At 73.7% G+C, this 11,503-nt stretch carries 7 protein-coding genes; all 7 read right to left on the reverse strand.

The window, feature by feature from the left end; all coding sequences use genetic code 11:
* Positions 1-16: 16 nt before the first annotated feature.
* Genes F4559_RS12295 through F4559_RS36295 form a run of 7 tightly spaced genes read right to left on the reverse strand, consistent with a single transcriptional unit; the run spans position 17 to position 11,424 of the window.
* Positions 17-1,708: a non-ribosomal peptide synthetase gene (locus tag F4559_RS12295; RefSeq protein WP_184668524.1), complete on the reverse strand. Its 1,692-nt coding sequence runs from the start codon at positions 1,706-1,708 to the stop codon at positions 17-19.
* Complete coding sequence (locus tag F4559_RS12300; protein WP_184668526.1) at positions 1,705-3,423, reverse strand: acyl-CoA dehydrogenase family protein; 1,719 nt, start codon at positions 3,421-3,423, stop codon at positions 1,705-1,707. Before F4559_RS12300 ends, F4559_RS12295 begins: the two co-directional genes overlap by 4 nt.
* Entirely contained in the window at positions 3,371-4,102 is a 732-nt protein-coding gene (locus tag F4559_RS12305; RefSeq protein ID WP_184668528.1) for a thioesterase II family protein, read from the reverse strand. The genes F4559_RS12300 and F4559_RS12305 overlap by 53 nt, the downstream gene beginning before the upstream one ends.
* The gene (locus F4559_RS12310; protein ID WP_221447210.1) at positions 4,099-6,870 is read right to left on the reverse strand and encodes a type I polyketide synthase; all 2,772 of its coding nucleotides are present in this window, start codon (positions 6,868-6,870) and stop codon (positions 4,099-4,101) included. The genes F4559_RS12305 and F4559_RS12310 overlap by 4 nt, the downstream gene beginning before the upstream one ends.
* Entirely contained in the window at positions 6,867-8,105 is a 1,239-nt protein-coding gene (locus F4559_RS12315; protein WP_184668531.1) for an MFS transporter, read from the reverse strand. The genes F4559_RS12310 and F4559_RS12315 overlap by 4 nt, the downstream gene beginning before the upstream one ends.
* Complete coding sequence (locus tag F4559_RS12320; protein WP_184668533.1) at positions 8,105-8,296, reverse strand: MbtH family protein; 192 nt, start codon at positions 8,294-8,296, stop codon at positions 8,105-8,107. The genes F4559_RS12315 and F4559_RS12320 overlap by 1 nt, the downstream gene beginning before the upstream one ends.
* A gap of 26 nt (positions 8,297-8,322) precedes the next feature.
* Positions 8,323-11,424 carry a non-ribosomal peptide synthetase gene (locus F4559_RS36295; RefSeq protein WP_184668534.1) on the reverse strand — a complete coding sequence of 1,034 codons (3,102 nt, stop codon included), beginning with the start codon at positions 11,422-11,424 and terminating at the stop codon, positions 8,323-8,325.
* Positions 11,425-11,503 lie beyond the last annotated feature (79 nt).

An 11,503-nucleotide genomic window follows, 5' to 3' on the forward strand; every position in this document is an offset into this window, starting at 1 on the left:
ACGCATGACTCGCGGGTCAGCGTCGGAGGAGGACCGCGAACCCGGCGACGGTGGGGTGGTCGAAGACGGCGCTGAGCGGGACGTCCACCCCGAACCGGCGGCGGACACGGGACACGATCCGGTTGGCCAGCAGGGAGTGGCCGCCCAGGTCGAAGAAGTCGTCGTGCCGCCCGACCTCCGTCAGGGCCAGGATCTCGCGCCAGATCTCGGCGAGCGCGGCCTCGTCGGCGGACAGGCCGGCCGACGACGAGGGCGTGGTGCCGAGGTCGGGGGACGGCAGGGCGGCGCGGTCCACCTTGCCGTTCACCGTCAAGGGCAACGTCGACACCGTGATCCACACGTCCGGCACCAGGTAGTCCGGCAGCACGGAACCGATGCGCGCGCGGACGCCCGCCGCGGTCTCGGCGACCACGTACGCGATCAGCCGTCGGGTGTCGGCGGTGTCGCCGTCGAGCACCACCGCGGCGTCGCGCACGTCCGGGTCGGCGCGCAGGGCCAGCTCGACCTCGGCGGGCTCCACGCGGTAGCCGCGCTTCTTCACCTGCCGGTCGATCCGGCCCAGGAACTCCAGTACACCGTCCTCACGCACCCGCACCAGATCCCCGGTGGCGTACAGGCGTTCGCCGGGCACGTCAGGGTCCGGGACGAAGCGCGACGCGGTCAGCGCCGGGTCCAGGTAGCCCCGGGCCAGCCCCGGACCACCGGCGTAGAGCTGGCCGGTGGTCGCCGGGGACAGCGACTCGTCCAGCACGACCACGCGGGTCCGCGCGAGCGGTCGACCGATCGGCACGGGCACGTCCGGCGACTGGTCCGGGCCGACCTCGTGGAAGGTGGTGAACGTGGTCATCTCGGTCGGCCCGTAGCCGTTGACCAGGCGCACGCCCGGCAACGCGGTCACGAACCGGTGCGCGTGGTCGGACGAGAGCACGTCGCCGCCGACCACGACCTGCCGCACGCCCGCCAGGTCGGCCAGGCGCTCGTCGACCATCAGGTGGAAGAGCCCGGTCGGGAAGAACACCGTGGTGATCCCGTGGGACCTGATCAGGTCCGCGATCTCGCCGACGGAAGGCCGTCCGGCCGGTGCCACGACCAGTCGGCCGCCGTTGGCCAACGCGCCCCACAGGTCGAACGTGGACGCGTCGAACGACGGCGAGGACAGGTGCAGCACCACCTCGTCGGGACCCAGCCGCACCACGCCGGGATCGCGCACGAGCCGCACGATCCCCCGGTGCCGCACCGCCACGCCCTTGGGCACGCCGGTCGAGCCCGAGGTGAACATCGTGTACGCGACGTCGTCCGGGCGCACCGCCACCACCGGCGGGTCGACCACCGGCAGCGGGTCCTCGACCCGCACGACCCGGCCCGGGTACGCGGACAACCGGTCGGCGAGCGTCGCGTCGGTGATCACGACCGGCGCCCGCACGGCGTCGAGCATCACCGAGACGCGGGCGGCCGGGTAGTCCGGGTCCAGCGGCACGTACCCGCCACCGGCCTTGAGCACCGCCAGGACCGCGACCACGAGGTCCACGGACCGGGGCAGGAACACGCCGACACCGTCGCCGACCCGCACCCCCAGGTCGACCAGCCGGGCCGCGAGCAGCCCGGCCCGGCGGTCCAGGTCGCGGTAGGTCGACGTCACCGGTCCGCCCACCACCGCGACCCGGTCGGGGTCCTGGGCCGTGACCAGCTCGTGCACGATCTCGCTCATCGGTCCTCCTCGACCGGCGGAAGGGCGGTGATCACGTCGGTGACCAGGAACCCGTAGCCGGTGCCGGACAGCCACGCGTCCGACACCCGCGCGTACGGCGGTTCGTCCGAGGACTCGACCTGGTCCCACAGGGCGTTCAAGCGCAGCCGCGCGTCCGTGCACGCGATGTCGGCCAGGTCGAACGCGTCCCGCCGGGACGCGGCACGGGCCAGCACGATCGCGATCCGCAGCAGCTCGTTGCCGATCCCGCCGACCAGGACCACCGTGTGCTCGCGGGCCAGCAGGTCCTCCTGCGTGTAGGTGCTCGTCAGCCGACGGCACAGGTCGCCGAACCGGGCCGCCTCGGCGTGCAGGAACGTGAGGTGCTCACGGCACCGGGGCGGCAGCGACGCGTCGTCGACGCGCTCGGCCGAGGCGATCGGGCCCTCCTCGGCGTAGAACGCGGACAGCCCGCCCTCGGCGCTCCAGAAGTCCAGCAGGAAGTCCACCCCGCCGGCGATCCGCAGGCCCCGCGCGTCGCGCAGGAACCGTTCCACCGGCAGTGCGGTGGTGCCGCGCCGGGCTTTGCTGCGCGCGGTCTCGAAGCCCTCGCCGCCCAGCAGCGCCATGGTCCGGTCGATCACGTGCCAGCACGTCACGCTGGTCAGGTTCTTGGCGGACGTGAGGTCCGCGCCGGTGTCGACGCGGTCGCGGGCCAGCAGCCCCCACTCGATCACGGCCTCGATGGTGAACACGTCCGCCGCCGTGCGCGCCACGGTCCGCTGGATCTCCTCGTAGGAGGCGAGCGGCTTGTCGTCCATCACGCGCCGGTTCACGAACTCGCGCGACCACTCCAGGCACAGCTTGGCGATGGCCAGCGACGGCGACGCGATGATCAACGTCCGGGCGAGCGTGGCGAGCCGCGCGATCTCGGGGGCGTAGCGCCACTCGTCGGTCGAGGCGGGCAGCAGGTTCTCGGCGGGCACGCGCACGTTGTCGAACCGCAGCACGCCGATGGGAGCGCCGCGCAGGCCCAGGAACTCGTTGGTGCCCACCACCGAGAAGCCCGGCGTGGACGTGTCGACGAAGAACAGCCGGATCTGCTCGACCCCGTCGGTGGTCACGACCGCCGACACGTCCAGCAGTTCGGCCAGCGGCCCGTTGCCGGTGAAGATCTTCTCGCCGTTGATCAGGTAGGCGGCGCCGCCCTCGACCGGCGTGGCGGTGGTGTGCCGGCGGTGGTTGGCCGCGCCGTTGACCTCGGTGTCCGCGCTGCCGGACACGATGCCCGCGCGCACCTTGTCGACGATCAGCTCGCGCAGCGGCCCGGCCGGCACGATCGGCAGGTACGACCCGGACCCGAACCCGTTGGCGATGGCCAGGCTCCACGCCACGGCCGGCGACCAGCTCGCGGCCGTCGACACCACGCGCAACGCGTTGAGCGGCGACAACGCCAGGCCGCCCAGCGACGGGTCGAGCAGCAGCCGGTAGAAACCGCCGTCCTGCAACGCGTCGGTCAGCCCGTCGGGCAAGCGCGCGGTGTCGTCGAGCACCGTCGGGTCGACCCGGTCGACGAGCAGTTCGGTGATCGCGGCCACGGCCTGGTCGCCGATCGCCCGGTCGTCGGGGTCCTGCTCGGGGAACGGGCTCAGCAGGTCCCAGCGCACCCGCCCGGCGTAGAGGTCATCGAGCACCGACCGCGTCGAGGTCCGCGGCGAGGAAACGGAGGATGTCATCGTGCTGCTCCCGGAAGTAGAAGTGGCCTCCTGCGAACACCCGGAGCCGGAACGGCCCGGTCGTGCACCCCGCCCACGCCGCGACGTCGTCGGCGGCGACCTCGTCGTCGGCACCGGCGAACGCGGTGATCGGGCAGTCCAGCGGCGGGGCGGTGGTGCGGCCGTAGGTCGAGACGATCCCCAGGTCGCCGCGCAGGCCGCCCAGGACCAGCGACCGCCACTCGGCGTCCTCGTGGATCTCGGCGGGCAGCGGCCCGTGCTCGGCCTCGACCGCCGCGATCAAGGACGCGTCGTCGAGCGCGTGCGGCCGGGGCACCGTGCGGTGCGGCGCCTCGTGCGCGGACGCGTAGAGGTGGCGCGGTCCCTCCCGGCCCGCCGCGCGCAGGGCCAGGGCGACCTCGTACGCGACGACCGCGCCGAGGCTGTGCCCGAAGAACGCGAACGGTCCGGTGAACGCGGCCTCGGCGACGACGGCCGCCACCAGGTCGGACATCCGCGTGTACGCGTCCTCCTCGACCCGCCCGCCCCGGCCCGGCGCCTGCACCCCGACGACCTCCACCCGCGGCAGGTCGTCGGCCCACAGCAGGTACTCGCCCGCCGACCCGCCGCTGTGCGGGAACACGTACAGCCGCAGCGGCGCGTCCGGTCGCTTGTGCCTGCGCGGCAACCACTTGCTCATCCCGCGCTCCCGTCGATGAGGCGTGCCAGGGCGGCGGCGGTCGACGCGCGGAAGACCTGTCGCACGCCGATCTCCGCGCCCAGGTCGCGGCGGATCAGCCCGACCACGCGGGCCGCGAGCATGGAATCGCCGCCCAGGTCGAAGAAGTCGTCCTCGAGGTCGACGGTGCGCAGGCCGAGGATCGTGCCGAACGCCGCCGCGACCGCGCTTTCCGTGGGGGTGGCCGTAGTGGTCGACCCGACCTCGACGACGTGCTCGGGCTCGTCGTCGACGTCGAGCCGGAACCGCCGGCCCTGGAACGGGTAGGTGGGCACCGGCACCCGACGTCGGGGCGTGCCGTGCACCGCGGCCCAGTCGACCGGGACACCGGCCTGCCACAGCGTGCCCAGCGCGGACATGAGCACGGCCGGTCCGGGCGTCTCGTCCGCCGGGTGCGGCATGGTCGGCACCACGGCCCGGTCGCCGACCCGCGTCGGGTGGCGGCGGGCCAGGCCGGTCAGCGTGCGGCCCGGTCCGATCTCGACCAGCACGCTGTCGTCGTGCCGCAGCAGGGTGTCCAGCGTGTCCGCGAACCGCACGGCCTCGCGCAGGTGCGCGCTCCAGAACGCCGGGTCGATCGCCTCGTCCGCGCCGACGAACCGGCCGGTGCGGTCGGAGATCCACGGGATCGCCGGTGGCCGCAGGTGCACCTTGGCGACCCGCTTCTCGTAGTCCGCCAGCACCGGGTCGACGAGCTTGGAGTGCGCGGCCGTGCTGATCCGCAGCGGTCGGGCCTCGACGCCGTCGGCGAGCAGCCGCCGGCGGACCGCGTCGACCGCCGGTGCCGGTCCGGACACCACGCACTGGTCGAAGCTGTTCAACGCGGCCAGGGACAACTCGTCGCCGAGCAGGCCGAGCACGTCGCGTTCGGGCAGCGACACGGCCAGCATGGCGCCGTCCGGGACGGCGCCGAGCAGCCGACCGCGTTCCAGCACCAGCGCCATCGCGTCCGGCAGGGACAGCACGCCCGCGATCGCCGCCGCCGCGTACGCGCCCAGGCTGTGCCCGGCCACCACCTTCGGCGTGATCCCCCACGAGATCAGCAACTTCGCCAGGGCGTACTCCACGCCGAACACGGCGGGCTGTCCGATGTCCATTGTGGACAGCAGGTCGGCCGGGTCGCCCTCGAACACCACCGTGCGCAGGTCGACGTCCAGCTCCGGCCGGGCCAGTTCCGCGCACCGGTCGAACTCGGCCCGGAACACCGGCTCGTCGCGGTACAGCCCGCGTGCCATGCCGACGTGCTGCCCGCCCTGACCGGGGAACAGGAACGCGACGCCGCCCGTCGGTGCGACCGGTCCGGACGACCACGTGATCGGCTCGCCGTCGTGGACCACGCCGAACGCCCGGTGCTCGAAGACCCGTCGTCCGGTCTGCAACGTCCACGCCGTGTCGGCGTCGTGCGCGCGGGTGTCGAGCCGGGCGACCGCGGCGGCCAACGCCTCGGGCGTCCGCGCCGAGACCGGCAGCACCTGGTAGGGGCGACCGGGTGTGGTGGCCTGGACGGGTGCCTCCTCCAGCACGACGTGCGCGTTGGTCCCGCCGATGCCCAGCGAGTTCACGCCCGCCCGCCGGGGTTCGGTGCCGCGTGGCCACGGCGTGGCCGTCCCGCGCACCACGAACGGGCTCGACCCGAAGTCGATCAACGGGTTCGGCGCGCGGAAGTGCGCGGTCGCGGGAATGGACTCCTCGCGTAGCGCCAGGACGGTCTTGATCAGCCCGATGACCCCGGCCGCCGCGTCGGTGTGCCCGATCGACGACTTGACCGAGCCGAGCACGCAGTACCCGGTCTCGTCCGCGCCGAACGCCTTGGTCAGCGCGGCCACCTCGATCGGGTCGCCGACCGGGGTGCCGGTGCCGTGCGCCTCGACGTAGCCGATCGAGCGGGCGTCCACATCGGACACCAGGTGTGCGGCCCGGATCGCCGCGGCCTGTCCGTCCACGCTCGGCGCGGTGAACCCGACCTTGCCGAACCCGTCGTTGGTGACCGCCGAGCCGAGGATCACCGCGTGCACGGTGTCGCCGTCGGCCAGGGCGTCCTCCAGGCGCTTGAGCGCCACGATCCCGGCGCCGTCGCTGGGGACCGTGCCGCGCGCGTCCGCGTCGAACGCCCGGCAGAACCCGTCCGGCGCGATGATCCCGTCCTCGGTCTCGTCGACCGGGAACGGCACGTGCAGCGTGATCCCGCCCGCCAGCGCCAGGTCGCACTCGCCCGCCAACAGGGACTGCACGGCCGTGTGCACGGCGACCAACGACGTCGAGCACGCGGTCTGCACGGTCACCGCCGGACCGGTCAGCCCGAGCTTGTAGGCCACCCGGCTGGTCAGGAAGTCGAACCCGGCCGCGATCCGGATCTGCAGCTCGGACACCTCGGGGAACCGGTGCCGGTGCTGCCGCAGCAGTTCCGCGTACCCGGTGTCGCCGCTGCCCGCGTACACCCCGACCACGCCGGGGTAGGTCGCCGGGTCGCAGCCCGCGTGCTCCAGCGCCTCCCAGGCGCACTGCAGGAACACCCGCTGCTGCGGGTCGATCAGCAGGGCCTCGCCGGGCGCGTAGCCGAAGAACGCGGCGTCGAACAGGTCGCCGTCGGCGACGAGCCCGTGCGCCGGGCCCCGGTCGCGGGTCAGCGGGTCGACGCCGTCGGCCAGCAGTCGCCAGAAACCGTCCACATCGGACGCACCGGGGAATCGGCCGGCCATGCCCACCACGGCGATGCGCGTGTCGCTCACGACGCCACCGCCTCGGGCTCGTCGGCGGACGGGTTCTCCATCAGCGCACGGACCGGGGACAGCAGCGGTGGCAGGATCGACAGCGCGCACACCCCGGCGGCCAGCCACAGCACGCCGCGCAGGCCCAGCGGCGCCACCAGCAGACCGCCGACGGCCGCGCCGAGCGGGAGCGTGCCCCACTCGATGAACCGCAGCGTCGCGTTCATCCGGCCCAGCAGGCGCTCGGGCGTGGCGAGCTGGCGCAGGGTCGTGCCGACCACGTTGTAGACGACGACGCCCAGGTAGACCACGAACAGCCCGACGCCGAACGACACCGCGCCGGTCGACAGCGGCAGGATCGCCGCGCCGATCGTGAACAGCGCGATCGAGCCCAGCAGCAGGGGGCCGGGCGGGAACCGCTCGCCGAGCTTGCCGCAGACCAGCGCGCCGACCAGGCCGCCCGCGTTGCCCACGGCCAGCACCACGCCGATCGCGGTGGCGCCGAGCTTCAGGTCGTCCGCCGCGTACACGACCTGGAGCGCGAGCACCGCCGCGAACGCGAGGTTGGCCAGCGCGTCGCACCACGCCAACGGGCGCAGCAACCGGTGCGAGAGCACGAACCGCAGGCCCTCGCCGATCTCCTGCCGCAGGCCCTGCCGCTCCTCGGGCGGCGTGACCACGTCACGGCCCTTGACGAACAGCAGCAGCACGAACGACACGACGTAGCTCACCGCGTCCAGCAGTACGGCGACCGGCGCGGTCAGGAACTGCACCAGCACGCCGCCGGCCGTCGGACCGGCGAGCTGGCTCGCCGACCGCGACACCTCGATCTTGGCGTTGGCGTCGGCCAACTGCCGCTCGTCGACCAGGCCCGGCAGGTAGGAGCCCTGGGCCACGTCGAAGAACAGCGTGCCCAGGCCGACGACGAACGCCACCGCGAACACCAACGGCAGGGACAGGAAATCCCACACCCACGCGACCGGCACGAGCAGCAGGGCCACGGCCCGCGCGGCATCCGACACCAGCAGCACCAGCCGCTTGCTCAGCCGCTCGACCAGGGCGCCCGCCGGCAGGCCCAGCAGCAGCACGGGCACGAACTCGATCGCGTAGAGCAGGCTCACCTCCAGCGCGGAGGCGTCCAGCAGCAGCAACGCGACCAGCGGGAACGCCAGGACGGTCACCTGGGTGCCGACCAGGCTCAGCGTCTGGGCCAACCACAGGTTCCGGAAGTTCCCCTGTCGCCACAGGCTCGTCATCACGCGCTCCTCAGGCTCAGCGGGCGCAGGTCGGTCCACACCTCGCGGATGTGGTCCAGGCAGCGTTCCTTCGACCCGGACACGCCGACCGCGGTCCAGCCGGGCGGCAGCTCGCGGCCCTCCGGCCACAGCGAGTACTGCTCCTCGGCGTTGCGCACGACCGCGTAGCGGCGGTCGTCGTCCTCGAACATGACGTTTCCCTTTCCCGGCAGGAGGTTCAGCGACGGGCGCGACGCACGCGGGCGCGGCCCGCGAGCAGCCGGTCGGCCCGGAGGTCGGTCTCGGTGCCCGTGGTCGGGCCGGTGGCGACGTGCGCGGCGAGCGCGGCCACGGTCGGGTGCTCGTAGAGCGCGACCATGGACAGCCCGTAGTCGTCGCGCAGTCTGGAGTGGACGGACGCCAGCGTCAGCGACGTGCCGCCCAGCTCGAAGAAGTTGTCGTGCACGCCGACGCGGTCCAGCCGCAACACCTCGCGCCACACTGCCGCGATCCGGTGCTCGGCCGGCGTGCTCGCCTCGACCGGCGCGGACACCGGCAGGGCCGGTTCGGGCAGCGCCCGTTCGTCGACCTTCCCGTTGGCGTTCAACGGGATCACCGGCAGGCCGACGAACGCGGCGGGCACCAGGTGCACCGGCAGTCGGCCCGCCACGTGCTCGCGCAGGCCCGCCGGCACGGTCGCGGGCACGACGTAGGCGACCAGCCGGTCCTCGCGCACGACCACGACCGCGTCGGTCACGTCCGGGTGCGCGGTCAGCGCGGCTCCCACGTGGCCCGGCTCGATCCGGTAGCCCCGCACCTTGACCTGCTTGTCCAGGCGGCCCAGCACTTCGAGCCGCCCGTCGGTCCGCCACCGCGCCCGGTCGCCGGACCGGTGCAGCCGCGCGCCGGGCTTCGGCGAGAACGGGTGCGGCACGAACTTCCCGGCGGTCAGGTCGGCCCGGCCGAGGTAGCCCCGCGCGAGACAGTCGCCGCCCAGGTAGAGCTGACCGGGCACGCCCACCGGTACCGGCTCCAGCTCGTCGTCGAGCACGTACGCCTCGACACCGGCCAGCGGCACGCCGATGGGCACGGTGGCGCCCTCGACCGGCTCGTCCAGCCAGGTCGCGGTGGCGTTCACCGTCGACTCCGTCAGGCCGTAGATGTTGACCAGCGGGATGCCCACGTCCCGCTGCCAGTCCCGCAGCGTGCCCGCGTCGACCGGCTCGGCGCCGATCGACACCAGCCGCACGGTCTCGCCGGGGTGCACGCCGTCCTGCCGGGCCTTGGCCGCCCACTGCCGCCAGTAGCTGGAGGTGAGGATGGTGAACGTGATGCGCTCGGTGCGCGCCAGTTCCGGCAGCGCCTCGGGACCGGGCGGCGGGTCGGGGGTGAGCACGACGCAGCCGCCTGCCGCCCACGTCGGGTACAGCTCCTCGGCGTGGATGTCGAAGCCGACGTTGGCGAACTGGAGCACGCGATCGGCGGCCGTGAGCGAGTAGTGGTCGACCATGGTCGTGGCCACGTTCGCCAACGCCCGGTGCGTGACCGCGACGCCCTTCGGTTCGCCGGTCGAGCCGGACGTGAACAGCACGTACACCAGGTCGTCCGGCTTGGCCCGCCGGGGCTGTGGCGAGATCGGCGCCGAGGCCGACGGGTCGACCACGTGCACGCCGTCGAGCCGGTGCGCCAGCCTCGGGTCGGCGACCACGTGCCGCACGCGTGCGGTGTCGAGCACGCGCTTGAGGTAGGCGGGCGGGTGCGTCGGGCTCAACGGCAGGTAGGCGCCGTCGGCCTTCAGGATCGCGAGCAGGGTCGTGACCAGCGCCAGGCCGCGCGGCAGCAGCACGCCGACCACCTCGTCCGGGCCGACGCCCAGCGACCGCAGGTGGGCGGCCAGGCCCTCGGCGCGGGCGTCCAGGTCCGCGTACGAGGTCTCGGCGCCGTCGAGGCTGACCGCCGGCGCGTCCGGCGTCGCGGCGGCGGAGCGGGCGAACAGCTCGTGGACGAACGACTCGGGCGCCCGCGCCGGAGAGGTCTCGCTCCAGACGTGCAGGAGCTTGTCCCGCTCGTGGCGGTCCAGCAGCGGCAATGAGCGCACGGGGGTGTCCGGGTCCGCGATGCCGGCGGCGAGCAGGTGCGTGAACCACTGCCCGAAGCGCTCCACAGTGGACTCGTCGAACAGCTCGGTGCTGTAGGTCAGCACGCCGAGGAAGTGCTCGCCGTCGGACGCGCGCTGGATCATCAGGTCGAGGTCGAACTTCGCGCTCGTGGGCAGCGGCAGGCGCAGTTCCGCCGTGAGCCCGGCGAACCGGGGCGTGGCGAACGGTTCCAGCTCGGCGCTGAACGCGGTCTGCACCAGCGGCGTGTGCCCGGGGTCACGGCTGGGCCGGACCCGCTCCACGATCCGGTCGAACGGCACGCCCGGGTGCGCGAGCACCGCGAACACCTCGTCGCGGGCCCGGCGGACCACGTCGCCGAACGTCGGGTCGCCGCCCAGGTCCACCCGCAGCGGCGCGGTGTCGACGAAGTAGCCGATCAGCTCCTCGAACTCGGGCACCTCGCGGTCGGACACCGGCGTGCCGACCAGCAGCTCGCGTACCCCCGACACCCGGCCCAGCACGGTCGAGTACGTGGCGAGCAGGACCATGAACGGGCTGGTCCGGCGGGTGCGGGCGAACGCGGCCAGGTCCGCGACCAGGCCCGCGTCCAGCGTGAACACGTGCGTGGCGCCGGCCGTGCCCCGGACCGCCGGACGCGGCCGGTCGGTCGGCGGCGTGAGCAGGTCCGGTGCCCCGGCCAGGTGCTCGACCCACCAGTCCTCGTCGGTTTCGCGTTCGCGCTGCCACCGGACGTAGTCGCCGAACCCCGCCGGCGGTGCCGGCGGCTCCTCGCCCGCGTAGCCGCGTGCCAGCTCGTCGAACAGCACGTGCACCGACCGGCCGTCGCACACGATGTGGTGCACGGCCAGGCCCAGCAGGTGCCGCTCCGGCGCGATCCGGACCAGCACGGCCCGGATCAGCGGACCGGCGGCCAGGTCGAACGGCTCCTCGGCCCAGGCGTCGACCAGCGCCTCGGCGTCGTCGGACGCGACGATCGGCAGCGGCACGTCGAGGGTGTCGGCGACCACCCGCACCGGACCGTCGTCGGTCGCCCGGAACGTCGTGCGCAGCGCGTCGTGCCGGGCGACGACGCCGGACAGCGCGCGGTGCAGCGCGGCCACGTCCAGCGGGCCGGTGAGCCGCACCGAGCACCAGACGTTGTAGACGGAGCTGCCGGGGTGCAGACCGTCCAGCAGCCACAGACCGCGTTGCGCGGCGGTGGCGGGTTGTTCGGCGCTCACTCGCTCGTTTCCTTCCTGCCGACCGGAGAAGGCCGCGAGAAGTCGCGGCGGGAACCGATGATGTGGTGCCGGCCGGGCC

This window comes from Saccharothrix violaceirubra (assembly GCF_014203755.1).
Classification (GTDB): Bacteria; Actinomycetota; Actinomycetes; order Mycobacteriales; family Pseudonocardiaceae; genus Actinosynnema; species Actinosynnema violaceirubrum.

What these genes read in the sequence shown, in the direction of transcription:
- F4559_RS12320 (WP_184668533.1), bottom strand. Translation starts at nt 8,296, where the DNA reads ATGTTCGAGGACGACGACCGCCGCTACGCGGTCGTGCGCAACGCCGAG.
- F4559_RS12300 (WP_184668526.1), bottom strand. Translation starts at nt 3,423, where the DNA reads ATGACATCCTCCGTTTCCTCGCCGCGGACCTCGACGCGGTCGGTGCTC.
- F4559_RS12315 (WP_184668531.1), bottom strand. Translation starts at nt 8,105, where the DNA reads ATGACGAGCCTGTGGCGACAGGGGAACTTCCGGAACCTGTGGTTGGCC.
- F4559_RS12305 (WP_184668528.1), bottom strand. Translation starts at nt 4,102, where the DNA reads ATGAGCAAGTGGTTGCCGCGCAGGCACAAGCGACCGGACGCGCCGCTG.
- F4559_RS12295 (WP_184668524.1), bottom strand. Translation starts at nt 1,708, where the DNA reads ATGAGCGAGATCGTGCACGAGCTGGTCACGGCCCAGGACCCCGACCGG.